The organism is Spirosoma oryzae (assembly GCF_003002825.1).
In the GTDB taxonomy this organism is placed as follows: Bacteria; Bacteroidota; Bacteroidia; order Cytophagales; family Spirosomataceae; genus Spirosoma; species Spirosoma oryzae.
In genome coordinates, this window is sequence record NZ_PVTE01000005.1 from 260,675 (window position 1) to 284,902 (window position 24,228).

The window sequence follows — 24,228 nt, forward strand, 5'->3', positions numbered from 1 at the left end:
GCAGTATCGTTTTATTATCGGCACAGTCATGCTGTCGCTTTGTCTGATGGCGTATCATCTGCCTGAACCCATCCGGCTGATTACCCTCGACCCCGGCCACTTCCACGCGGCACTGGTCCAGAAATCTGATTATCCGAACGTCGATAAAACAGTGCGGGTCTATGCCCCTGCTGGCCCGGATCTACAGCAACACCTCGACCGGATCAAAGGCTACAACAACCGGGCGGAGAACCCGACGCACTGGGACGAACAGGTGTACACTGGCCCGGATTTTCTCGAAAAAATGCTGGCGGAGAAAGCGGGGAACGTAGTCGTGATGGCGGGCAACAACCGGCTCAAAACCGATTACATCCTGAAAAGCGTGGCGGGCGGATTCAACGTGCTGGCCGATAAGCCGATGGTGATTCAGGCGGCTGCGTTCGACAAACTGAAAGAAGCTTTTGCGACGGCGGCTGCGAAGAAGGTACTACTGTACGACATCATGACCGAACGCTACGAGATCACGACGCAGTTGCAGCGGGCGTTTTCGCGGCAACCGGGCCTGTTTGGTACGCTGGTGAAGGGTACGCCCGACAACCCGGCGGTGGTCAAGGAAAGTGTTCACCACTTCTACAAAAACGTGTCGGGCAGTATCCTGACCCGCCCGGCCTGGTTTATGGACGTCGATCAGCAGGGCGAGGGGATCGTCGACGTGACGACGCACCTGGTCGATCTGGTGCAATGGGCTTGCTTCCCGGAGCAGATTCTCGACTACAAACGCGACGTACGGCTTACCTCCGCGCGACACTGGCCGACGACCATGAACCGGAATCAGTTCAAGGCCATTACGAAACTGTCGACCTTTCCTGATTACCTGAAAAAAGACGTCGTCGGCGACAGTGTATTACGGGTATTCAGCAACGGCGAAATCAACTACCAACTGCGCGGCATCAACGCGCGGGTAGCGGTGACGTGGTCCTACAAAGCGCCCGAAGGCGGGGGCGATACGCACTACTCGATCATGCGCGGCACCAAAGCGAATCTGGTTATCAAGCAGGGTGCCGAGCAGCGCTATAAGCCGATGCTGTACATCGAACCAATCGTCGGGAACACCAAACTCGACAGTGATCTGCAAGCGGCCTTGCCCGTCGTTCAACGCGAATTCCCCGGTATCGACCTGAGCAAAACGCCGACGGGCTGGCAGGTAACGGTACCCGAGAAGTACAACGAAGGGCACGAAGCGCATTTCGGGCGGGTCATGGAAAAATACCTCGACTACCTGAACGCCGGTAAGCTCCCCGCCTGGGAAGTCCCCAACATGCTGGCGAAGTACTACACCACAACGCAGGCATTATCAATGGTGAAAGAGCGAAACCGGGCTACAGGGCGGAGATAAACCGGGCCGCCGGGCGGAGCGAAAGTAAGGCATCTGTAGCTGATCGCCGGGTTGAAACCCGGCGCGAGTGAAGACAGGGTTAGCTACTGTTATTATTACTAATTGCACCGGGGTTTAACCAGGTAATCTGCTCATCTGCTCCTGATCGTTACTCATTCACTCAATCACTCATTCACTCTTTTGTATATGGAACGACGTAATTTCCTGACTGCTGCCGCCGGACTGGTGGCGCTACCTGCCTTGTCGACTGTTGCGCAGGCGGCTGTACAGCCTGATCTGCGTGGAGCGAATCGAATCAAATTTGCCGCTGTCGGACTGAACCACGGGCACATTTACGGACAGGTTGAAGCCGTAATTCGGGGTGGGGGCGAACTGACTTCGTTCTACGCCAAAGAGCCGGATCTGGCCGCTGCCTTTGCCAAACGCTATCCGCAGGCGAAACAGGCCCGTAGTGAGCAGGAAATTCTGGACGACAAGTCGATTCAACTGGTAGTGAGCGCCGGTATCCCCGTCGACCGGGCTCCGCTAGGTATCCGCGTGATGCGGGCTGGAAAAGATTATATGTCCGACAAGCCCGGTATCACGACGCTCGATCAACTGGCCGAGGTGCGGAAGGTGCAGCGCGAGACAAAGCGCATCTACTCGATCATGTACAGCGAACGGTTCGAAAACCGGGCGACGGTGAAAGCGGGCGAACTTGTGAAAGAGGGTGCCATCGGTAAGGTGATTCAGACGATCGGGCTGGGGCCGCACCGCATAGCCCTGATGTCCCGCCCGGACTGGTTTTTCGACAAAAAGCAGTTTGGCGGTATCCTCTGCGACATTGGTTCGCATCAGTTCGACCAGTTCCTGTATTTCACCGGTTCAACCAAAGCCGACGTGGTTGCGTCGGAGGTGGGTAACGTGCACTATCCGCAGCATCCGCAGTTCGAGGATTTCGGCGACGTAATGGTGCGCGGCAACGGCGGAATGGGTTACGTCCGCGTCGACTGGTTTTCACCGGAGGGGTTGAAAACGTGGGGCGACGGACGATTGACCATTCTGGGAACGGATGGCTATATCGAAATTCGCAAGAACATCGACATCACCAAAAGCGACAAGGGTAATCACCTGTATCTGGTCAACCAGAAAGAAACGCGCTACATCGACTGCGCCGACGTGCCCCTGCCGTACGGACAGCAACTGGTCGATGACGTGCTGAACCGGACCGAAACGGCAATGTCGCAGGCGCACTGTTTCCTGGCCACCGAGCTAGCCCTGAAAGCCCAGAAGCGGGCTGAAGTGGTCAAACTGAAGGTTTGATGTTTTTGGTTTAAGCGTTTAAAGTTAATGCGTGTGTAGACTGAACCTCCAGGTCCAAGCAGGCGGGATAGCGACCCAAAAAGCTACCGCCTGCATAAGTTAGCCTGGCGGCTACCAGACCTAGAGGTCTGGGCTACAAACGCGCCAGCCAACATTAAACCTCAAACCACAAACGTTAACCCCACAAAACTACCGGAATTTAAACCCATACAGATCGGTTTACTTTCTGGTAACTTTGTGCTATGATTTCCATTACCAACCTATCGTATTATCTCGGCAGTCGGGCGCTCTACGAAAACGCGTCGCTGCACATAAAGCCAAACCAGAAAATCGGTCTGATCGGTCTCAACGGTACGGGCAAATCGACGCTGCTGCGGATTATCAACGGTGAATACCAGGCCGATGGCGGTACGATCTCCAAAGCGGGCGACGTAACGCTGGGCTTCCTCAATCAGGATCTGCTGTCGTATCAGACCGAAGATTCGATTCTGTCGGTAGCCATGCAGGCGTTTGAGCGGCAGAACAAGCTTCAGAAGCAGATCGACGAGGTGCTCCACGAAATGGAGACTGACTACAAAGACGAACTGGTCGACAAGCTGGGTAAGTTGCAGGAGGAGTTCGAAGCCCTCGACGGCTACTCGGTACAGTCGAAGGCAGAGGAAATCATGGAGGGGCTTGGCTTCTCGACCGACGATCTGCAAAAGCCGCTCCGGCAGTTTTCGGGGGGTTGGCGGATGCGCGTGATGCTGGCGAAACTGCTGTTGCAAAAGCCGTCGCTGCTCATGCTTGACGAGCCGACCAACCACCTTGACCTGCCCTCGATTCAGTGGGTGGAAAAATACATTCAGACCTACGAAGGTGCCGTTATCGTCGTTTCCCACGACCGCGAATTCCTCGACAACGTCATCGACGTGACGGTTGAAGTGGCGAACGGTAAGCTGAACTACTACGCGGGTAACTACTCGTTCTACCTGGAAGAAAAGGCGCTGCGCAACGAAATCCAGAAAGGCGCTTACGAGAATCAGCAGGCTAAAATCCGGCAGACCGAACGCTTCATCGAACGTTTCAAAGCCCAGGCCACAAAAGCCAAGCAGGCCCAAAGCCGGGTGAAGCAACTGGCGCGCATGGAACGCGTCGATGACGTGATCGATGAGTCAGCGCGGGTAAACTTCAAGTTTCAGTTCTCGACCCAGCCGGGCCGCCATATCCTGCACCTGGACGATGTTACGAAAGCGTATGGTCCGAAAAAAATTCTGACCAAAGCAGACATCCGGCTTGAGCGGGGCGATAAAGTGGCGCTGATCGGTGCCAACGGGCGCGGTAAGTCGACGCTGCTGCGAATTATTTCGGGTTCTGAACCTGTCAACGAAGGCAACCGGCAGCTGGGGCACAACGTATCGTTTAGCTTCTACGCCCAGCACCAGCTTGAGTCGCTAAGCGTAGAAGACACCCTGCTCGATGAGTTGAAACATGCCAACCCGACCAAGAGCGAAGGTGAACTACGGGGCGTTCTGGGGTGCTTCCTGTTCTCCAACGACGAAGTATTCAAGAAAATCAAAGTCCTGTCCGGGGGCGAAAAATCGCGCGTGGCACTGGCGAAGGTGCTGCTTTCACAAGCCAACTTCCTGCTGCTTGACGAGCCGACCAACCACCTGGACATGCAGTCGGTGAACATCCTGATTCAGGCGCTGGAGCAGTACGAAGGCACGTACGTCGTCGTCTCCCACGACCGGTACTTCGTATCGCAGATTGCCAACAAAATCTGGTACATCGAAGACGAGCAGATCAAGGAATACCACGGCACGTACGACGAATACGAATGGTGGATGGAGGAACGCAAAGCCGGTAAAGCCGAAGCACCACCCGCCCCACCGAAGCCTGCGCCTACGAACGGGGCTACCAACGGTAAGAAAAACGGCTCCGACGATGAGCGCCGGGAATGGCAGAAAACCCTGAAGAAGCTGAACCAGCAGGCCGAAGAGTCGGAAACGAAAATCGGTCAGCTGGAGGAACGTAAAAAACGGCTTGAAATCGAACTGGCTGATCCGGCTACCTACGGCGACGACAAGCTGATGCAGGCCAAAAACGACGAGTACAGCCGGGTGAAAGCGCAGATCGGGCAGTTGCAGGATGAGTGGGAAACCGCCATGCTCGACGCCGAAGAATGGGAGAAGAAGCTGGCGTAAGCGTACGCGTCAGGCCAGCTTCTTCCCAAAAAGAGTTACGTAGCCGTGGGTTAGCGCCTGCGGCTACGTTGTTTTGTAGCCGGTCGATGAAGTGTCTTGGCGATCTCGTCGAACGAAAGGTCGAGCAGCTCGAACGTCGTATTGGTCTTGTAGTTGTAATGCCACCATTCGACGGGGTCGACCGTGAAACCGTGCGCCTGCATTGTCGCTTTCAGGAGGTCCCGATTGCGAATCACGTCGGCAGGCAGGCGGTCGAAGTTGGGGTGGGAGGCATAGACCAGCGCATCGAAGGGCGTCGGCATGCGCAGCTCGTTCCCCGTTTTCAGGTCGATGAGTGTCAGGTCCAGCGCGACGCCCCGGTTATGACGGCTTCCCTGCCGGGGCAGTCCCATGTAAACGGTATCGGGCAGCATCTCGAACATCTGACAGGTAACCGAGTACGGCCGGTACGCATCATACACTTTCAGCCCGACGCCTTTGCTGGCCAGGTCCGTCTGTACAGCCGCCAGTGCCTTAGCAACCGGGAGCCGGACGTAGGCGCGTGGCTGTTTGTACAACTGGGTGTAAAACACATTCTGCGTCGTCGCGTACTTGATGTCGAGGGCGATGGTTGGTGCGTAGTCGGTGATCTCGACAAACGCTTTGTTGCTGTCCAGTTCAACCGTGCGGAGGAAAGCAGGAACGTCGTTGATGATGGAAAGGCCGTACGGATTGGCCCGTTGTGCGTCGACGGCCTGACAGGTGAGCACCAGCAGAGCGACGAAAAGATAAAAACGTAGGAACATAGTGGAATGAGTGGTGGCTCAAAAGTAGCCGCTGTCCGTCTATTTCAGGGCGTAATACAACCAGATTTCTGTAGGTGTCGCTACGCCTTGCCCGTCAGGACGGTTGGGGTTGGGTGCTCAAATCCTTGATGCACCGTTTTGTAAATTGTCTGGCAGATAGAGTCGAGGGGCAGGTCATTTTCGTCGGTGCCGAACGGATTTTCCACTTCTTCGGCCAGAATTTCCAGACTCGCCAGTACGTAGAATACAAACATGGTGAACGGCACGACCAGGTAATGCAGGCTGAAGGTAAAGCCAATGGGCAGCGTCAGGCAGTAGCTGACGATGAATTTTTTGATGAACGAACTGTACGAGTACGGAATCGGTGTTTTCTTGATGCGCTCGCAGGCCCCGCAGATGTCCATGAACGATTGCAGTTCGGAGTTCAGCACCAGCAGATGCTCCGGCCGTAGTACACCCCGCTGTTCCAGCGCAAACGCCTGCCCGAACATAGCCGACGCCAGCTGATTTGGCAGGTGTTCGTCGGCGCGCAGGTCATTGAAACGCAACAGGGGTGTGTCGACAAAATCACCTGGTCGTATATGATCGCGCAGGTGGTTTCGCAACACAAGGGCAAAGTTAGGAATGGCTGCCTGATAAAACTGCCGGACCTGTACTTCCGAAAGGGGTAGCATCTGATGCAGTTTCAGCCCCAGATTCCGGCTGTTGTTGACAAGTGAACCCCACAGTCGTCGTCCTTCCCACCACCGGTCGTAGGCCGTGTTGGTACGAAATACCAGCAGCATCGAAATGACGAAGCCGAGCAGCGTGTGTAACAAAGTGACGTTGCGCAGCACCGACTCGTCGCTCAGGTGCAGTACGTGTTTTTCGAGCAACACAATCCCGAGTGCATACGCGCCGAACGTCAGAATGTAAGGGGCCAGTTTGCGGGCGGTGTCGCTACGTTTGAGGGTGAACAGGTTAAACCACTGCTTGGGCTCGTAGGGAATCATAAGGCTGTAAAGGCGAAATGGCCGGAACGTCGACCTGGTTTATCAACCCGTCAGCTGCTCCGAAAGTTGACAGACACAGCAATGCGGATTTTATTCGTAACGTTAGGTTCTCAAACGCTACTTATGCGATTTCTCTATCTTCTGTTTATTGGTTTGTTTGTTTTCGGTACGTCTACGGCCATCCGTGCCCAGACACCCGCGCTCCCGACGATCGATCACATTTACGATCCCAACGTGCAGACGGCACTGCTGTTTCCGTTGGTCAGTGCAAATCCGTCTGATCCGGCCCTTACTCTCAACCCGCCCATTATTTCGCTGGACGAGCCGACGGTGCTGCAACTTGAATTCGACGACCTGACGGCAGATTACCGTTCATTTCGCGCCCGGCTTATCCACTGCAATGCCGACTGGCAGCGATCGGTGCTGAACGACATCGAGTTTACGTACGAATACAACGACATGCCGATTACGGATTACCAGGTGTCGATCAATACCAAGGTTCAGTATTACCACTACCGCTTTCAGGTACCCCGCGTGAAGCTGCCGGGTAATTATCTGCTGGTGGTCTACGACGAACGTAACCGAACCAACATCATCCTGACGCGCCGATTTTCGACCTACCAGAATCGTATCGGCGTTAGTGCGGCCGGCCGCTTTTCCGTCGATCCGGCGCGACAGTTCAGCGATCAGCAGATCGATCTGGCCATCAGCTACAAAGGCTATCAGGTGATCTCGCCACAGGATGATTTCAAGGTCGTGATCCGGCAGAACTACCGCGACGATCGGGAAATTCGGGGCCTGAAACCCACTAACGTGCAGGCGTTCGACCAGACGCTGCAATACAATGTTGCGGACCTGAGCAATACCATGCCGGGGGGTAACGAATACCGCTTCTTCGATACGCGTACCATCCTGTCCCGCGCCAACTACATCGACCGTATCGAGCGCCCGGCCGACCGCAACATCGCTTATGTACAGGTCGATCAGCCACGGAGTCAGGGGCCATACATTCAAAGTGACGACTTCAACGGCCTGTTCGTGATCGACCATCGCGAAACGGGCAATGGCGACGTCAACGCCGATTATATCGAAACGGTGTTTACGCTCCGCGCTCCGCAACTGTCGGGCGATGTGTATGTCAACGGGGCCTTCAATTTCTGGCAGCGTAACGACCGCAATCGTATGACGTTCGATCCCGCTACGGGTACGTACCGGGCGGCTATCCTGCTCAAGCAGGGAGTGTACAACTACGATTATGCACTACTCGCGAATCAGACGCCCCCGACGGTCAACGAAACGCTGATCGAAGGTGATTTCTCCGGTACCGAAAACGACTACGAAGTTTTTGTCTATCACCGCCCCCCGGCTGCCCGAGCCGATCAGTTAGTGGCGTATCAGCGGCTGGGCGTCAATAAACGCAAGTGATTGTCAGGAGAATCGGGAAACCTATCCACTTGCGTACAACTACACGCAGGTAGTTACTGCTTCCAAGTCGCGGAGAATGTGAAGCGTCCGAAAATCCGTACGCCGTTCATTCGTCGTCGCCAGGAAACCGTTTGTGTAGTGCCAGGCTGCATTGGTCGAAATAAGTTTTGACTACCATGTGTTATCGCATAATTTGGGAAGCTATTCAATCTCCCTACACGATAACACCATGAAAATTAAACTTGGGAACGCAGTGCTGAATCAGCGGGCTCTGGTTAAGCTGTTTCTCATCTTTTTCCTGACTGGCATACCGATCGGGGTAGCAGTCGCAACGCTGAAAGCGGGTAAGTCTGTAAAGTTGCTTTCCTTCCTACCGATTTACGTCATCGTTCTTCCGATATTGATACGCGGCATCCGAAAAGAAATCGCAAACGAACGTCCGTTGTAGAGACGCGACCCTTCGCGTCTCAGCGCGCGTCAGCAATTGTATCGTCAGTATAAACCATCCGGCGGTGAGACGCGAAGGATTGCGTCTCTATCAAAAACTCCCTTAATCATGAACATCAGAATCGGCTCAGTCATCATCAGTAAGGTTGTCTGGATACGGGTTGGCTTAGCCATCCTGTTGGTAATTCTGCCCACTGCCCTCGGTCTACCATTCCTGTATTTTCCGGCTGTCAGCTTTCCTGCCATTCTGCTGGCCAGCCGTGCCACGAAGCAGTTTCGCATCGACAATGGGTACGAAAATAGCGATGACATGCCAACGCATTAGTCGAAGTCAATGCCCATATTGGTCGAAAAAATCCGGGCATTAGTCGAAATAAATTTCTGCTGCGAGCCGGTATCCGTTGTTTCGTATCAGCTTTTCGCTGCTGTCCATCCACTATAACTTGTTTTTCACGAACCTTCCCCTTTTTCACTATGAACCTACTGATCGACGGTCTGACCAAAACCTACGACAACGGTGTCAAGGCGCTCAACGGAATCTCGTTGACCATTGAACCGGGTCTGTTTGGCCTGCTGGGCCCCAATGGAGCCGGTAAGTCATCGCTGATGCGTACCATTTCCACGCTACAGTTACCCGATCAGGGGCGAATCGTGTTGCAGGATGTCGAGGGCCAGGATATCGACGTCCTGGCCCAACCCGATGAACTCCGTAAAGTGCTGGGTTACCTGCCGCAGGATTTCGGCGTTTACCCGCGTATCGACGCTGTTACGCTGCTCGACCACCTGGCCGTGCTGAAGGGTATTCACAACCGTAAAGAGCGGAAAGAAACGGTTGAAACGCTGCTCCAGCGGGTCAATTTGTGGGAGGCTCGCAAGAAAAACCTGAGCGGTTATTCGGGTGGGATGCGGCAGCGGTTTGGCATTGCACAGGCGCTGCTGGGAAACCCTAAACTGATTATCGTCGATGAACCAACGGCCGGTCTCGACCCCGCCGAGCGCAACCGGTTTCTGAACCTGCTGGCCGGACTAGGGCAGGAAGCCATCGTTATTCTCTCGACGCACATCGTGGAAGACGTACAGGAACTGTGTGCGCAGATGGCGATCATCAATAAAGGTAACGTACTGCTGTCGGGACACCCGCTCGATGCAGTGCAAATGGTACAGGGTGTAATCTGGAAAAAGAGCGTAGCCCCCGGCGACCTCGATCTGATGCATCGCATGTACGCCGTTATCAACGATCGTATGGTAGCGGGTCAGCCGATGGTGTACGTGTACGCCACGTCGCAGCCGGGCCCCGGTTTCGTCCGGGTCGAGGCCGGTCTGGAAGAAGTGTACTTTACCGAAATTACCGATGCCGAAAACCGGTATCACGCCCAGCGAACCGTTCCTATCCCCGCCCACTAAGCTCCCTACACCATGAATTGGTTATCGATTTTTCGCTTCGAGTTTCGCTACCGGCGGAACCGACCGGCTACCTATTTGTATTTTGCGATCCTGCTGATCATCAGCTTCTGCGCTGTTACGACTGATCTGATTGACAGCTTGTCCGGCGGGGCTGTCAAAGAAAACGGAACGCGCCCCGTTGCTACGCTTAGCCTGATTCTGTACCTGACAATCGGGGTATTAATAACGTCGGCGATCATGGGCGTGGCTGTCGTCCGCGACTTCGAACACCGCACCGACGCGTTGTTTTTTACGAAACCCATCCGGCGCTGGGAGTACCTGACGGGTCGGTATCTGGGTGCGATGACGATTCTGATTCTGACGCTAACGGCCATTCCGATGGGGATGATGATCGGCGAATGGATGCCCTGGCGCGATGCCGACCGGCTGCTACCGTTTCGGGCTGCTACCTACTGGCAACCGTACCTGACGCTGATCATACCGAACGCAATTATCGTGGGGAGTATTTTCTTCGCGGTAGGTGCGCTAAGCCGGAAGATGCTGGTGGTCTTTACGCAGGGAATGGTTTTTCTGATGCTGTACCTGGTGTCGGGAACGCTGATGGCGCAGATCGACCGGCGGGAAACGGCTGCCCTCTTCGACATCTTTGGTCTGCGGGCGTTGTCGTACACGACGCAATACTGGTCAATCGCACAACAGAACAATCAACTGATCACGCTGACCGACACGTTACTCTACAACCGGCTGATCTGGCTAGGTGTCGCGCTGCTGGTAATGGGCGTTACCTATTCCTTCTTTTCCTACGAACATTCAGCCGGACCGGCTGGCAAACGGCGTAAAGCAGCTGAACAGACGGCGCTCGGCGCGGCTGCACTCCGTCGGCCGTTACCGCGCGTCAGCCGTCAGTTCGGTACGCTGTCATGGCTGGCGAGTCTCCGGCATCAGACCCAGTTCTACGCGAAAGTTGTGCTCAACGACCTGCCGTTTCTGGCGCTGAGTATTGGCGGACTTGGCATGTTCCTGTTTCTGGCCCTCGACGACGCAGGGGCGTGGTACGGATCGCGGACGCTGCCCACGACGTACGTGATGCTGGGCAAGATGAACATCTTCACCGGGCTGTTTCTGTTCATTCTGATGGTGCTCTACGTCGGCGATCTGATCTGGAAAGAGCGCGACGTGCGGATCAGCCAGATCAGCGACGCCTTACCCGTACCCAATTGGGTATCGCTGCTAAGTAAGTACCTGGGGCTGGCGCTGGCCTTTTTCCTGACGCTGACCGTTGCCATTGGCCTGGGTGTATTGATGCAGGTCATCAAAGGGGGGGCATCGCTGATCGAATGGTCAGTATACGCCACCGAACTCTATGTGGGGGCCTTGCTCAACCTGCTGATTTTTATGTTGCTCGGCTTCTTCGTACACGTACTGGTCAACAATAAATTTGCCGGGCACGCCATCGTTATTCTGTTTTTCGTCGTGCTGGGCCTTATGGCCTATCTGGGTGTCGAACACCGGCTGCTGTTATTTGACGATGCCAGTCTGGGGCAGTATTCCGACATGAACGGCTTTGGCCATAACGTCACGCCCTTCTCCTGGTCGACCGTCTACTGGGCTGCGTTTGGCGTGTTGCTCTTCGCCGGGGCGGTGGTGCTGTCGGTTCGTGGTTCGGAGGAACTGTTGAAACTGCGGCTGCGCATCGGTCGGCATCAATTAACCCGCCCCCTGCTAACGGTCGTGCTGGCCATGCTGATCGTCTTCTTGTCGAGTGGCTCGTACATTTACTATAACACCAATGTGCTGCACGACTACCAGAACAGCAAGAAAAACGAGGCCGAGCAGGCGCGTTATGAGACGACGCTGAAGAAGTTTGCTACGCTGCCACAGCCCCGTATCACCGACATCAACGTCAACGTAGAACTGTATCCCGATGTGCGCGACTTCTCGGCGAAAGGCTATTACTGGTTGAAAAACAAGACAACGCAGCCGATCCGTCAGATTCACCTGCAAACCTACCCCGCCGACGAAATGCAGGTAAAGCAACTGAGTCTGTCGCGGCCGGGCCGTTTCGATGATCGCTACGTACACGACTTCGACTACCACATCTATCAGCTCGACCAGCCGCTGCAACCCGGCGACAGCCTGCAACTGAATTTCGATCTGCTTTACCACACCAGCGGATTCAAAAACGGCCGGGAGAACGTCGATATCGTGCAGAACGGGACGTTTTTTACGAACCAGTATTTTCCTAACATCGGGTACGACGAAGGGTACGAACTGGGTGCTGATGATAAGCGAAAAGACAATGGCTTAAAACCCAAGGAGCGGATGCGCGCGCAGAACGACCCCGTTGGTCTGCGGCAAAGTGTCATGGGCGATGATGCCGACGAGGTTCGCTTTGCTATGACAATCGGTACCACGCCCGATCAGGTGGCGATCGCACCGGGCTATCTGAAAAAGGAGTGGCTGGGTAAAGGGACGGATGGTAAACCACGCCGGTTCTTCAGCTACCAGATGGACGCGCCAATGGCCAATTTCTATTCGGTCGTGTCGGCAAAGTACGTCGTGAAGAAAGAGAACTACAAAGGTGTCAATCTGGAGATTTACTACCATCCCGGTCACACCCGCAACCTCGACCGGATGATGAAGGCGATGCGGACGTCGCTGGACTACTACCAGCAGAATTACGGTCCGTATCAGCACCGGCAGCTACGCATCATGGAGTTTCCGCGCTATCGGGGCTACGCCCAGTCATTTGCCAACACGATTCCGTTTGGGGAAGACATGGGCTTCGTAGCCAACATCGACGACGCCAAAGACATTGACATGCCGTTCTTCGTAACGGCCCACGAAACGGCGCACCAGTGGTGGGGGCATCAGGTAACGGAAGCCGACGTGAAAGGTGGGGCCATGCTGTCGGAATCGCTGGCTGAATACAGCGCGCTGATGGTGATGAAACAACAGTATCCAAAAGAGCGGATGCAGGAGTTTCTGGGCTACGAACTGGACTACTACCTCAGCGGTCGGCGTGGCGAAAGCAAGAAGGAACAGCCGCTCAGCCAGACCGAGCATCAGTCGTACATCCACTACAACAAGGGCGCGCACGTGCTCTATGCCTTGCAGGACCAGATCGGAGAGGCTAAACTGAATCAGGCGCTGCGGACCTACCGCGACAAGTGGAATGTCTCGCGGGTGGCTCAGACGGGCATCTATCCGACGGCTGCCGACCTGACCGCCGAAATTCGCGCTGTCACGCCCGATAGCCTGCGTGGTCTGATCGACGACTGGGTCAACGCCATTACGCTCTACGAACTCAAAACGGATCGTATTACCGTCAAGCCGGTCGGCAAACAGTACGACGTGACCATGACGATCTCGGCGGAAAAGGTGCGGGCCGATAGCCTGGGGAACGAATCAGCTCGTCCGCTCAACGAGTGGATGTGGGTGGGGGTCTACGCGCCGAAGGCGAAGGGAAGCCCGACCGAAAAGCTGCTTTACTACCAGCGACACCGCATCACCAAGCCAAAGCAGCAACTTACGGTACGCGTCGATCAAAAACCTGATCGCGCCGGTATCGACCCGCTGAACCTGCTCATCGACCGTCACCCCCGCGATAACGTCAAGACGATCGAGTAAGAACGAAAAACGGTCCCGTCTGGCAATCAGACGGGACCGTTTTTTCGTGTAGCCTAAGTTCGTAGCCTGGACGTCCACGTCCGGGTAGCCGTTAGGCTAACTACTTCAGGCGGATGCTTTTCCAGCCGCGATAGCGGCTACCAGACCTGGAGGTCTGGGCTACACAACTTACGCGCTGTGCAGGAACTCCATGATGTCGCCGTCCTGAACGACGTATTCTTTTCCTTCGACAGACAGCTTACCGGCTTCGCGAACACCCGCTTCGGTTTTGAACTGTTCGAAGTCGGGGAGCTTCATTACCTGTGCCCGGATGAACTTCTTCTCGAAATCGGAGTGAATAACGCCAGCGGCCTGTGGCGCTTTCCAGCCCCGGTGAATCGTCCAGGCACGGACTTCTTTGACACCCGCCGTGAAATAGGTAATCAGGCCCAGCAGCTTGTACGACGCCTTGATCAGCTTACTCAGCCCCGATTCGGTCAGACTGTATTCGCCGAGGAACAGTTCGCGTTCTTCAGGATCTTCCATCTCCGCAATCTGCGACTCGATACCCGCGCTGATGACGATGACTTCGGCACCTTCGTCTTTCACTGCTTCCCGCAGCGCATCCGAATACGCGTTGCCGTTGGGCAGTGACCCTTCGTCGACGTTCGCTACGTAAATGACCGGTTTGATGGTCAGCAGCGCAACATCCCCGATAGCTGCTTCACGCTCGTCGGGCGTCAGGTTGACGGTACGTGCGCTTTTGCCGGCTTCGAGGGCCGTTTTGTACTGTTTCAGAATTTCCAGTTCGGCTTTTGCCTTGGCATCACCGACTTGAGCCGCCTTGCCAATCCGCTGGATCTTCTTGTCGACCGACTCCAGATCTTTCAGCTGTAGTTCGGCGTCGATGATTTCCTTGTCCGATACCGGATTGACTTTCCCTTCGACGTGTACGATGTTGTCGTCTTCGAAGCAGCGGATAACGTGCACGATGGCGTCTACTTCGCGGATGTTGGCCAGGAATTTATTACCCAGGCCAGCTCCCTGACTAGCGCCTTTTACCAGTCCGGCAATGTCGACGAACTCAATGATCGTCGGCACCACTTTCTGGGGTTTTACCAGCCCTTCCAGCGTATCGAGCCGTTCGTCGGGTACCGTTACGACGCCCACGTTTGGTTCTATCGTACAGAACGGGTAGTTGGCTGCTTCGGCCTTCCCGCTCGAAATTGCATTAAACAGCGTCGATTTGCCGACGTTCGGCAAACCCACGATTCCACATTGTAGGCCCATGTTTGGTTGAATTTGTAGAGACGCGACCCCTCGCGTCTCACCGCCGGATGGTATTACCGACCGGATGGTACCACCCACTGGATGGTATTGGCTGACGCACGCTGAGACGCAATGGATTGCGTCTCTACAGGTTTTCCACAAAATTACGGTTTCGTCAACGGACCACCGCAACAGCAGACCGTAAAAAAAGCCTTCGGTATATGACGAAGGCTAAGCAATGAAACGAGTTGTACCGCTGACGGGATTAGAGACTGCATTAGTCCCACTTCAGCTCTGTACTCAGGTCATCGAGTTGATCGCGGTCGCGCTGAGCAAACTGCGAAAAGTCGACCTCAGGCATCAGTTCGGTTTTGACGTGACAGAGTGTTTCCTGTAGGGCTTCGAGAAATTTATCGAAGTCCTCTTTGTACAAAAACAACTTCTGCTTTTCGTAGGTGTAGCTTTCGCCCTGCCCTTGCCGCCGGCTTTCGGTAATGGTCAGGTAGTAGTCGTTCGAGCGCGTGGCTTTCACGTCGAAGAAATACGTTCGTTTACCCGCCCGTACACGTTTTGAGTAGATTTTCTCTCGATCTCTGTCCTCCACAGGTTTGCTTAAGTTAGCCGGTAAGTTCGCCATAAAGTACGTGGAATCAGGTCATAATAAAAAAAACGGCACCTTTTTTTGTGGAAAATACGTCACGAATTTCAGCACTGTTGTGGAGCCGTTTCCACGGTTTTTCACCTAAATGCTTGGTTATAAGGGGAGGGGCGACTATCTTTGTTTAACGGGAGTTGTACTTTTTGGAGATTTCGGCCACGCAGCCATCGTTTTTCGGCAACTGGTCAGTCCGCAAACCTTAACCAAAAGTCGAATGAATTTACTCGTGTCGTTGCTGCTCCTGATGGGTGGCGTCAAGTCTGCGGAGAAGTCGGCAGGCGTGTCACAAAAGGGAAAAGCAACCTATTACGCGTCGAAATTTGCCGGTCGAATGACGTCGTTCGGCGAGCGCGTTAACCTCAAAGCGTTTACAGCGGCTCACCGTACGCTTCCCCTCAATACGCTGATTGAAGTCACCAATCTGAAGACCATGAAGTCGGTCGTCGTTCGTGTGAATGACCGGGGTCCATTTACCAAAGGGCATATCGTCGATCTGTCGCACGCAGCCGCCAGCGCCATCGGGCTGATGGGCAAAGGCGTTACCAACGTAACGCTACGCGTACTCGACAAAAGCCGGGTTGGCGATCTGATGTCGGTGCTGACGGTGCCCGACATGAACCAGTCGCTGATGCAGCCGGTACTGTAAGCCGCTCGATCGGCTTCCGCCACACATACCACGGCCGCCCGGCGCATCGTTGGTAGGATAGGTACATCCTTTTGTGTACCTTCCGGCATGAAGCAATCCCTTAATCTTGGGCAGGTTCGCGCGTTCGGCAATGTCGAGTTTCTGGCCCGACAGATGGTCGAAGGGTTTATCACGGGACTGCATAAATCGCCCTTCCACGGCTTTTCCGTCGAGTTTGCCGAACACCGGTTGTACAACACCGGCGAAACGACGCGCCACATTGACTGGAAAGTGTTTGGCAAGACAGAAAAGCTGTTCGTCAAACGCTACGAGGAAGAAACCAACCTGCGCTGTCACTTGCTGATCGATACGTCGTCGTCGATGTATTATCCCGATGCCAATTACGGCAAAATGACGTTCAGCGTGATGGCTGCCGCCTGCCTGGCCTACATGCTACAGCGGCAGAAAGACGCCGTCAGCCTCACCACCTTCGCCGATACGATCGACGTACAAACGCCGGTCAAATCGACACCCTCCCACGTTCATAAGCTGTTTACGCAACTCGACCTGCTGATGCAGCAGCCAAAGCCGCTGCGTCGTACGTCGGCGGCCGATGTGATTCATCAGGTTGCGGAAAAGATCAACAAGCGGTCGTTGGTTATCATCTTCAGCGACATGTTCGAGAACGTGTCGAAAAGCGATGCGCTGTTCTCGGCCTTGCAGCACCTGCGGCACAACCTGCACGAGGTTCTCCTGTTTCACGTCACCGACAAGAAGACGGAGGAAGATTTCGCCTTCGATGAGCGCCCGTACGAATTTATCGATCTGGAAACGGGGGAGAAGGTAAAGCTACAGCCGGGACAGGTACGGGCATCGTATCAGCAGGCGGTGAAGCAGCAGTTTCAGGAACTGCGGATGCGCTGCGGTCAGTACAAGATCGACTTTATCGAAGCCGACATCGCGCAGGGCTTCGATCAGATCCTGACGGCCTATCTGGTGAAGCGGACGAAAATGAAGTGATTTTTTGATTAAACACAGAGAGCACGAAGGTTTACACAGAGAACACAGAGAAAAACTCTGTAGCCTCCGTGATACCCTCTGTGCTCTCTGTGTTTAACCTTTATTTCTTAGTGGCGGCTTTAGTCGTTGCTACGGGCGCTTTGGCCGTGGCTGCCTGCTGCTTTTTGTGGAATTGTACGAAATCTTCCAGTTGCTCGGGTGGCAACTTGCGGGCAATGATTTTCTTCTGCTTGTCGAGCACGTAGACCGTGGGCGTTGTCCAGACGTCGAAGCGAGTGCGGAAGTCGGTCTGATGCTTGTAATCGTAACCGTTGATGACGTTGCCAAGCTTGAATTCACGAATAAACTTTTTCCACTCGGCGGGTGTCTGCTCGATGGCGATTGCCATTACTTCAACGCCCTTGCCTTTATTACTATCGGCAAACTTTTTCAGGGCGGGAGCACTCTCGCGACAGTGCCCGCAGTGCGGATCGTAGAAATACACGACCGTGTAATCAGCTTTGATAGTCTGGAAGTTGATGGGGCGGTTCAGCGTATCGCTTACCATGGGAGCAGGCAGTGTCTTGCCGACTAGCAATGGCTTCAGGGTAGCTACCCGTTCGCCAATGCTTTTCAGGGTCGAGCTATCCGAGACGGGCATGATTCCCGTCTTGTAATATTTCTCGAACATGTGGACAAACAACCCGTCTGTACCCACAACTTTGGGCCGCTCATACTGACTGGTGATATAGTAAATCACGTACGAAGTCACGTCTTTATTCTTACCAGCCTGCGCCTTCGCGACCACGTAGTCCGCTTCCTTAACCAGCGAATCCGGGTTTTGAACGGTCAACTCCTTGATATATCGGTCCAGCTTGCGTTGGAGAATGTTGGTGCGAACAAAGCGCTCGTCTGAGAAATCGTAGTCGTCCCAGAAGTGCTTTTTGAAATAGTTGAACACCCACACCGAATCGGGTCGGCCGTTGGCGGCTTTCGGGGCGGTGGGTACTTCGGGTTCACTAGCAGCTTTGATAATCTTTACGGCAAACGAGTTTTTGTTGTTCGTAAAAAACTGATCGCGTTCAACCTGCGCCCGCTTTTGCAAATCCGCCATTTTTTTGTCGACATCCGCATTGGCTGCGGCATCGCCCGGCTTCTTTTGCTGCCCCAGCACTTTAGCTTCTTCGTATAATTTATTCAAGCCCTGCTGATAGCCGTAAAACAGTTCGTTTTCTTTCGAACCCGTGATTTTCATGTTCTTCACGATACCCGCCGTATCCGTGGCAAATGAGAAGTTCTGGTCGCTGTCGATCAGGAATTCAACGTAGCCGTTCTTCGGCGTTACAAGCAGGTACAAGCCTTCTGGCAGCGGTTTGGTACCGGTAAATACCATGCGCCCCTCGCGATCGGTACGGGCCGTATCTTTGGGAATGTATTGCGTGGTGCCGTAATAGTGCGCCAGCACGCAGGTCGTATCCGCCACCCCACGAATCTGTCCGTTGATGGTGTAGGCTTCCCCGCCGGTTGCCGGAGCCGACTGCGCCAGTAAGCCTGTGATGGAGGCTACTGTCAGCAGGATCGTTAGAAAGAGATGGTTCATAAACGAGTGGAAGTATATCTTCATGCTTAACTCTCAAATTTACGGGTTTTGCGCCCATAATCTGCATCGTTACAACGTCTGTGCCACCTGCGCTAGTCTATGTTTTTCTTCTTTTCTAAAACGCTGAATTACTTGCTTACCCCAGCGGGCTGGCTGGTTGCCCTACTCCTGTGGGCTTTTTTTACCCGCAAACCACATCGTCGTCGCTGGGGTGTCGGATTGGCCATTTGCCTGTTCTGGTTGCTGGGCAATTCGCTGCTGACAAACGAACTGGCGCGCTACTGGGAATTCCCGCCGTCGGCATTGCCCGGCGTCGATAGTACCCGCTCAGTAGCCGTCGTGTTGACAGGAGGTACGACGAACAGCCATATCGACATGCTGGATGGGCATCCGTCGCTGGGGCCGGAATCTGACCGGCTGGCGCAGGCGCTGTACCTCTACAAGCGGGGTGTTGTTCGGAAAATCCTGATTAGTGGCGGTAGTGGTAGCTTACCGCTTGGCCCCGCGCCCGTTACCGATGAAGGGCATGAGGGGGGGCGCTTCCTGATCCTGGCTGGGGTTCGGCCAGCCGACATCTGGCTGGAAAACAAGTCGCGCAATACACGCCAGAATGCGCTGTTCACCAAACGGGTATTACGCCGGCAGTTTCAGACGAACCGTTGCGTGCTGGTTACCTCGGCATCGCATATGCGCCGGGCTGTGAAATGCTTTCAGAAAGTAGGGGTCGACGTGCTACCGTACCCCGGCGGATTCCGGCAGGCTCCGCGTTCGTTAGCCGTGGCAGAATGGCTCTTCCCGAACGAAACCGCCTTCCTCGACGCTTACCACCTGATCCGGGAGATCGTCGGCTACGTCGTATACCGGGTGGTGGGGTACATATAATTAGTGAATGAGCGAATGGTGAATGAGTGAATTGGCTGACGCAACCAAACTATTCACTCATTCACCATTCGCTCATTCACTAATCAGACACTTAGTATCTTCACCATCCGCAGCAGGTCTTCGCTGATGGGTTTGGGCAGGCGGATGGTATCGCGGAAGGGCGTGTAGACGAGTTCGTTGTTGACGACGCCCGCCATGACGTTCTTCTCACCATTCATTAAGCCTTCGAGCGCACCCAGTCCGAGTCGGCTGGCCAAGATACGGTCGTAAGCGGTTGGGATACCGCCCCGCTGAATGTGGCCCAGCGTTGTGACCCGCATATCAACTTTTGGTTCGACCTGCGCCCGAATTTTCTCGGCAACTTCCGTAGCAATACCGGCTTCTTCCCCTTCCGCAATGACCACGATCGACGACGACTTCTGCCGGCTCCAGCCCGCTTTCAGCGTTTCGACCACTTCCGAAATTGGGGTCAGTACTTCTGGTACCATGACCATTTCGGCCCCGCCCGCGATACCCGACTGAATGGCGATATAGCCTGAGTCGCGGCCCATCACTTCGATGAAGAAGATCCGGTCGTGCGAGTCGGCGGTGTCGCGAATTTTATCGATGGCTTCCAGAGCGGTGTTAACGGCGGTGTCGAATCCAATGGTGTAGTCGGTACCGTAGAGGTCGTTATCGATCGTACCCGGTGCCCCGACCGTCGGGATGCCGTATTCGTCGAAGAACAGCGTTGCGCCCGTAAACGTACCGTTGCCACCAATGGCGATCAGCCCTTCGATACCGAACTTTTGCAGTTGTTCGGCCGCTTTGGCCCGACCTTCCGGCGTCATGAATTCTTTACTACGGGCTGATTTCAGAATCGTACCGCCCCGCTGAACAATATTGCTCACCGAGTGCGAGGTCATCTGAAAAATATCCCCATTTATCATTCCGCTGTACCCCCGGCGAATTCCGAAAACTTCGATACCGTGATAGACCGCCCCCCGGACAACGGCCCGGATGCAGGCGTTCATACCCGGCGCGTCGCCACCCGAGGTAAAAACAGCTATTCGTTTCATAGGTTAAAGACTAAGTTTTCGCAGAAAAAGGACAAAAAGGCTAATAAGGATCGGATTCAGGGCCAAATTTATGGTCATTCTTCTGTAAAAAGCACATTGGACCTACTTATCACGCCTTTTCCGTTAAAATTTAAAAAAATCATAATCGCCGTACCGTATTTACCCGCCCGTTTCAGGACTGATGGGCTTCTTCCGATACCAGGGCTGCCAGCTCCGCATACGCTGTTTGGACCTGTTGTTGTAAGCCTGATGCGACCTGTTCGGCTGCCTGCCGGCCTGCTACAACCTGCGCTGGCGTCAGCGAAGTCAGGTAAGCGGCTACGGCAGTGTCGATGGGCTGTCGGGCGTCAATCAGTTGGACGGCTTGTTGTAGCAATACGTAACTGTCGCTGTCGGGGCTACCGCAAAACAGCACGGGTGAACCTGACCCAACGGCGCTGAGGGCTTTGGACGGAACGGCAATATGCGTCCATTCAGGCAGCAGGCTGACGAGCTGAACGTCGAGATAATGCAGCTGACTACGCGGAATGTTGGCTAGCCGAATGATACCCGCCTTACCTTCGCTAGCCCGCAGTACAGCCGCAGCTTTGGTACCGTACAGCGCCAGAACAAGCCGGAAACGGGTTGGGTCCAGGTGGCGGATAACGCTTTCCAGAAACTCCGCTGAATGCGCCTGCCCGACATTGCCCGCATAGCCAAGGTAGATCAGGCCGTCGGTTGGGTCGCGCCAGGGTGGGCAAACGGGATCGCGCTCCTGATGCATCAGGACGCCACAGGGCAGGATCGTTGTGGGTATCGCTTTACCGTACTGTTGCCGAACGTGTTCTGCCTGCCGGGGGCCAAGGGCGATCAACTGCCGGGGGGCGTTGCGGTAGGTTTGCCGGATCACCCAGCGGTACAGCGGATTCGTCGGACTGACCTTGCCTTCGGCGGCAAACCCTTCGGGAAACAGATCCATCGACCAGAGCCAGTAGGGCGTACGCCGAAGCAGGAGCGAGGCCCAGAACGGCAGCATCGGCGGACTCGTCATGATGAGCAGTGGCCCCCGCCTGACTTTTAGCGCCTGGCGAATCAGCAGGAAACCGTCGAGCAGCCCCGCGATGAGTTTGAGCAGCCCGTTTTTACCGGCGTAGACCGTTTTGACGCCGTGCGTTTCGCCCACCGGCTGCCGGATGGCTCCACCCCCGTCGTAAGTGCGTTCGATATGCACCACTACGACGTCGATGCCGTGCTGTTCGATCAGGTACCGCGCCAGATCCCAGGCCGACTCCCCGGTAATGCCCGGATTCGGCGGATAGTGGCGATTGACGATTGTGAGGGATGGCAAAGGGTTGAGTGATTGAGTGGTTGAGTGATTGAGTGGTTGAGTGATTGAATAGGCTGACGCGAACAGACCAATCATTCTATCACTCAATCATTCTATCATTCAACAATTGGTACAACTGTAGGTGCTGGCTCACCACTACCCTCTCCCCATAGTGCGTTTCGGCGAAGTGGCGGGCGTTGTGGCGCAGGGTGGCTGGGTTGGGGTGGCGGAGCAACTGAATGATGCCATCGGCAAGGTCGGCGGTATTGCCGACGTCGGCGAGGTAGCCCGTTCGGCCGGGTTCGATCATTTCGGGAATACCCCCTGTGCGAAAGCCTACTACGGGCGTACTACAGGCGAGGGCTTCCATGATCGTATTGGGCAGGTTATCTTCCAGCGACGGTACGATCAGCGCATCGGCCGCATTGTAAGCCGCTACGATGTCGTCGGCTTCGCGCAGCACGCCCAGATGCCGAACCGTGTACGGAATTTCGTTGAACAGATAGGTTTTCCCCTTGCCGAAGACAAGCAGTTCGATGGCTAGGTCCGGGTTGTTCTGGTGCACGCGTTGCAGTGCGTCGGCCAGAAACCGGAATCCTTTCCGTTCGTCGGTGACGTTGGCGCTACCGAACAGCAGCCGCATCGCGTTAGTGGCCGGTAGATCGAGCCGGGCGTTGGCGTCGGCGCGGTCAACGGGGCAGAACAGCGCCTGATCGATGGTGTTGGGGATGACCGTCATCGGTGCATTGCGTAGCAGCGTACTCCGGCGAAGGTCATCGCCCAGCCACTGACTTGGCGGTACGAAATGCGGCATGTGCTGAGCAAACAACTGCTTTTTTCGCTCGAACAGGCGATACGACAGATCGTGCTCGCCCGGCTTTTTCAGGTAAGGGCATCGATGGCAGTGGGTTTGGTAATGCGAGCAGGTCCGGCTGTAGTGGCAACCACCCGTAAACGCCCACTGATCGTGAATGGTCCAGAAGACGGGCTTGCCGAGATCGAACAGCGCCTGCAAACCCGACAGTGACAGAAAGCCAAAGTTGATCCAGTGCAGGTGCAGAACGTCAGCCTGCTGAATCGCTGGGTGAAACGTCAGATTGGCACCGAACGCGGCTGGTGAGAAACCAAACCGGACCGCTGCACTTCGTTCGTAGGGTAGAAAATAGAGCCGTTCGGCAACGAACCGGCCGAACGCCGTTTGCTCCGCCAGGAAGTTATTCGCCAGGTAGACGACGCCTTCTTCCGGCTGATGCCGTTCGAGCCGGTTCGGAATACCTACCAGCAAGGTCGACGCTACGCCCTGTGCCAGCATGGCGCGGTGCAGCCGTGTGGCCGCAACGCCTGCGCCACCCGACAGGTGATAGGTACTCAGGTGGACGACATTCACGGGCGGTACGCGAAGATGTTGAGTTGCAGATCCATCAGGTCGTTGCCCCGGTAACGGTGATTGACCAGCGGCCGTGTCCGTCCCTGATTGCTATCCATGTAGTAGCGAAAACCGGCTGCTTCCAGCACCTGAATAACCTCGCCCAGCGTTTGTGGGTAACCGATGTAGGCGTGAAACTCAACGAACAGGTTCTGCACGTGTGCCAGGGCATCGCGACAGTCGGTAAGCACGGCGGTTTCTGCCCCTTCGATGTCGATTTTGAGCATATCGATGCGGGGTTCGCGGAGCAGGTAGTCGCGCAGCCGCACCGACGGAACCCGCCGACGACCGGTGTCCGAAAACATCGACGCAGCATCGGCGTCGCCCGTGCCGAAGTCCAGTCCCTGCTCATCGATCCAGACGGCCTTATTGACGATTTCGATGTCGGGAATGTTGTTGTCGCGCAGATTTTTTGTCAGCACCTCACCGATGGCCGGGTCAGCTTCGAAAGCGATGATCCGGGCAGCGGGGTAAGTTTGCCGGAAATAAGCCAGGCTCGTGCCAATGTTGGCACCACAGTCGAGAATGACCGGGTGGGTAGCTGTTGTGTTAAACCGGTACGATTCGTCGGCGAAGATCTCTTTAAACTGCCAGACGAACGACAGCGCGTCGGGTACCTGAAAGCGGTAGTTGTTAAACGAAATCGAACCCGCCTGATGCCGTGGCCGACCAGCATAGCGGAAAAACAGCCAGAGCAGCTGTCGGCCATCTGCCGTTTGCACCGCCCGGTACAGGTTCGTAAACAGGTATTTGAAAAGCCACATAGTGGGTTTACGGTTTACAGTATTCGGTTTATGGTTTTCGGGGTATGGCGGCTAACGTGTACGCTCGATGTCATCAGACATCGTGTGACGGGCCACCGTACACCGAAAACTGAATA

At 55.1% G+C, this 24,228-nt stretch carries 20 protein-coding genes; 11 read left to right on the forward strand and 9 right to left on the reverse strand.

The annotated features are described in order from the left end of the window. Positions 1–28: 28 nt before the first annotated feature. From CLV58_RS07600 to CLV58_RS07610, 3 genes are all read left to right on the forward strand, one after another. Positions 29–1,375, forward strand: a complete 1,347-nt coding sequence (locus CLV58_RS07600) for a putative oxidoreductase C-terminal domain-containing protein (RefSeq protein WP_245882267.1) — start codon at positions 29–31, stop codon at positions 1,373–1,375. Positions 1,376–1,561: 186 nt separating this feature from the next. Continuing rightward, entirely contained in the window at positions 1,562–2,677 is a 1,116-nt protein-coding gene (locus tag CLV58_RS07605) for a Gfo/Idh/MocA family protein (protein ID WP_106137190.1), read from the forward strand. Positions 2,678–2,919: 242 nt separating this feature from the next. After that, positions 2,920–4,863 (forward strand): ABC-F family ATP-binding cassette domain-containing protein, encoded by a 1,944-nt coding sequence (locus tag CLV58_RS07610; protein WP_106137191.1) that lies wholly within the window; start codon positions 2,920–2,922, stop codon positions 4,861–4,863. 50 nt (positions 4,864–4,913) lie between these two features. Here the strand turns inward: CLV58_RS07610 and CLV58_RS07615 are convergent, their stop codons facing one another. Beyond that, a complete protein-coding gene (locus CLV58_RS07615; RefSeq protein ID WP_106137192.1) occupies positions 4,914–5,648 on the reverse strand; it encodes a M15 family metallopeptidase in 735 nt (244 codons plus the stop codon). A gap of 80 nt (positions 5,649–5,728) precedes the next feature. Continuing rightward, positions 5,729–6,640, reverse strand: a complete 912-nt coding sequence (locus CLV58_RS07620; protein WP_106137193.1) for a bestrophin family protein — start codon at positions 6,638–6,640, stop codon at positions 5,729–5,731. Between the two features lie 123 nt (positions 6,641–6,763). Between CLV58_RS07620 and CLV58_RS07625 the strand changes: the two genes are divergently transcribed. The 5 genes from CLV58_RS07625 to CLV58_RS07645 all read left to right on the forward strand — a co-directional run bounded on the left by CLV58_RS07625 (position 6,764) and on the right by CLV58_RS07645 (position 13,546). Continuing rightward, positions 6,764–8,065, forward strand: coding sequence for a type IX secretion system plug protein (locus CLV58_RS07625; protein ID WP_106137194.1), 1,302 nt, complete (start codon positions 6,764–6,766; stop codon positions 8,063–8,065). Positions 8,066–8,294: 229 nt separating this feature from the next. Further along, positions 8,295–8,513 carry a hypothetical protein gene (locus CLV58_RS07630; protein ID WP_146141386.1) on the forward strand — a complete coding sequence of 73 codons (219 nt, stop codon included), beginning with the start codon at positions 8,295–8,297 and terminating at the stop codon, positions 8,511–8,513. A gap of 108 nt (positions 8,514–8,621) precedes the next feature. Further along, positions 8,622–8,837, forward strand: a complete 216-nt coding sequence (locus CLV58_RS07635) for a hypothetical protein (RefSeq protein ID WP_106137196.1) — start codon at positions 8,622–8,624, stop codon at positions 8,835–8,837. A 149-nt stretch (positions 8,838–8,986) separates the two neighbouring features. Continuing rightward, positions 8,987–9,916, forward strand: coding sequence for an ABC transporter ATP-binding protein (locus CLV58_RS07640; RefSeq protein WP_106137197.1), 930 nt, complete (start codon positions 8,987–8,989; stop codon positions 9,914–9,916). Between the two features lie 12 nt (positions 9,917–9,928). Beyond that, entirely contained in the window at positions 9,929–13,546 is a 3,618-nt protein-coding gene (locus CLV58_RS07645; protein WP_106137198.1) for an ABC transporter permease/M1 family aminopeptidase, read from the forward strand. Positions 13,547–13,714: 168 nt separating this feature from the next. Here the strand turns inward: CLV58_RS07645 and ychF are convergent, their stop codons facing one another. After that, positions 13,715–14,815 (reverse strand): redox-regulated ATPase YchF, encoded by a 1,101-nt coding sequence (gene ychF / locus CLV58_RS07650; RefSeq protein ID WP_106137199.1) that lies wholly within the window; start codon positions 14,813–14,815, stop codon positions 13,715–13,717. Between the two features lie 256 nt (positions 14,816–15,071). Beyond that, entirely contained in the window at positions 15,072–15,398 is a 327-nt protein-coding gene (locus tag CLV58_RS07655; RefSeq protein ID WP_106137259.1) for a DUF3276 family protein, read from the reverse strand. A 268-nt stretch (positions 15,399–15,666) separates the two neighbouring features. Between CLV58_RS07655 and CLV58_RS07660 the strand changes: the two genes are divergently transcribed. After that, the gene (locus tag CLV58_RS07660; protein ID WP_245882258.1) at positions 15,667–16,098 is read left to right on the forward strand and encodes a septal ring lytic transglycosylase RlpA family protein; all 432 of its coding nucleotides are present in this window, start codon (positions 15,667–15,669) and stop codon (positions 16,096–16,098) included. 87 nt (positions 16,099–16,185) lie between these two features. Beyond that, positions 16,186–17,097, forward strand: coding sequence for a DUF58 domain-containing protein (locus CLV58_RS07665; RefSeq protein ID WP_106137200.1), 912 nt, complete (start codon positions 16,186–16,188; stop codon positions 17,095–17,097). Positions 17,098–17,197: 100 nt separating this feature from the next. On the opposite strand, the gene CLV58_RS07670 is transcribed toward CLV58_RS07665, so the two are convergent. Then, positions 17,198–18,676, reverse strand: a complete 1,479-nt coding sequence (locus CLV58_RS07670; protein ID WP_106137261.1) for a TlpA family protein disulfide reductase — start codon at positions 18,674–18,676, stop codon at positions 17,198–17,200. A gap of 99 nt (positions 18,677–18,775) precedes the next feature. Here CLV58_RS07670 and CLV58_RS07675 point away from each other — a divergent pair, with 99 nt between their 5' ends. Next, positions 18,776–19,558, forward strand: coding sequence for a YdcF family protein (locus CLV58_RS07675; RefSeq protein ID WP_106137201.1), 783 nt, complete (start codon positions 18,776–18,778; stop codon positions 19,556–19,558). 83 nt (positions 19,559–19,641) lie between these two features. Here the strand turns inward: CLV58_RS07675 and pfkA are convergent, their stop codons facing one another. The 4 genes from pfkA to CLV58_RS07695 all read right to left on the reverse strand — a co-directional run bounded on the left by pfkA (position 19,642) and on the right by CLV58_RS07695 (position 24,112). Continuing rightward, complete coding sequence (gene pfkA / locus CLV58_RS07680) at positions 19,642–20,616, reverse strand: 6-phosphofructokinase (RefSeq protein WP_106137202.1); 975 nt, start codon at positions 20,614–20,616, stop codon at positions 19,642–19,644. Positions 20,617–20,788: 172 nt separating this feature from the next. Further along, entirely contained in the window at positions 20,789–21,943 is a 1,155-nt protein-coding gene (locus CLV58_RS07685; RefSeq protein WP_106137203.1) for a glycosyltransferase, read from the reverse strand. A gap of 79 nt (positions 21,944–22,022) precedes the next feature. Next, on the reverse strand, positions 22,023–23,309 hold the full coding sequence (locus tag CLV58_RS07690) for a glycosyltransferase family 4 protein (RefSeq protein ID WP_106137204.1): 1,287 nt from the start codon (positions 23,307–23,309) through the stop codon (positions 22,023–22,025). Then, positions 23,306–24,112 carry an FkbM family methyltransferase gene (locus CLV58_RS07695; RefSeq protein WP_106137205.1) on the reverse strand — a complete coding sequence of 269 codons (807 nt, stop codon included), beginning with the start codon at positions 24,110–24,112 and terminating at the stop codon, positions 23,306–23,308. The genes CLV58_RS07690 and CLV58_RS07695 overlap by 4 nt, the downstream gene beginning before the upstream one ends. Positions 24,113–24,228: the final 116 nt, after the last annotated feature.

Excerpts from the sequence above, each read along its gene's own strand:
- CLV58_RS07600 (WP_245882267.1), top strand. The coding sequence starts at position 29 with ATGCTGTCGCTTTGTCTGATGGCGTATCATCTGCCTGAACCCATCCGG.
- CLV58_RS07605 (WP_106137190.1), top strand. The coding sequence starts at position 1,562 with ATGGAACGACGTAATTTCCTGACTGCTGCCGCCGGACTGGTGGCGCTA.
- CLV58_RS07610 (WP_106137191.1), top strand. The coding sequence starts at position 2,920 with ATGATTTCCATTACCAACCTATCGTATTATCTCGGCAGTCGGGCGCTC.
- CLV58_RS07615 (WP_106137192.1), bottom strand. The coding sequence starts at position 5,648 with ATGTTCCTACGTTTTTATCTTTTCGTCGCTCTGCTGGTGCTCACCTGT.
- CLV58_RS07620 (WP_106137193.1), bottom strand. The coding sequence starts at position 6,640 with ATGATTCCCTACGAGCCCAAGCAGTGGTTTAACCTGTTCACCCTCAAA.
- CLV58_RS07625 (WP_106137194.1), top strand. The coding sequence starts at position 6,764 with ATGCGATTTCTCTATCTTCTGTTTATTGGTTTGTTTGTTTTCGGTACG.
- CLV58_RS07630 (WP_146141386.1), top strand. The coding sequence starts at position 8,295 with ATGAAAATTAAACTTGGGAACGCAGTGCTGAATCAGCGGGCTCTGGTT.
- CLV58_RS07635 (WP_106137196.1), top strand. The coding sequence starts at position 8,622 with ATGAACATCAGAATCGGCTCAGTCATCATCAGTAAGGTTGTCTGGATA.
- CLV58_RS07640 (WP_106137197.1), top strand. The coding sequence starts at position 8,987 with ATGAACCTACTGATCGACGGTCTGACCAAAACCTACGACAACGGTGTC.
- CLV58_RS07645 (WP_106137198.1), top strand. The coding sequence starts at position 9,929 with ATGAATTGGTTATCGATTTTTCGCTTCGAGTTTCGCTACCGGCGGAAC.
- ychF (WP_106137199.1), bottom strand. The coding sequence starts at position 14,815 with ATGGGCCTACAATGTGGAATCGTGGGTTTGCCGAACGTCGGCAAATCG.
- CLV58_RS07660 (WP_245882258.1), top strand. The coding sequence starts at position 15,667 with ATGAATTTACTCGTGTCGTTGCTGCTCCTGATGGGTGGCGTCAAGTCT.
- CLV58_RS07665 (WP_106137200.1), top strand. The coding sequence starts at position 16,186 with ATGAAGCAATCCCTTAATCTTGGGCAGGTTCGCGCGTTCGGCAATGTC.
- CLV58_RS07670 (WP_106137261.1), bottom strand. The coding sequence starts at position 18,676 with ATGAACCATCTCTTTCTAACGATCCTGCTGACAGTAGCCTCCATCACA.
- CLV58_RS07675 (WP_106137201.1), top strand. The coding sequence starts at position 18,776 with ATGTTTTTCTTCTTTTCTAAAACGCTGAATTACTTGCTTACCCCAGCG.
- pfkA (WP_106137202.1), bottom strand. The coding sequence starts at position 20,616 with ATGAAACGAATAGCTGTTTTTACCTCGGGTGGCGACGCGCCGGGTATG.
- CLV58_RS07695 (WP_106137205.1), bottom strand. The coding sequence starts at position 24,112 with ATGTGGCTTTTCAAATACCTGTTTACGAACCTGTACCGGGCGGTGCAA.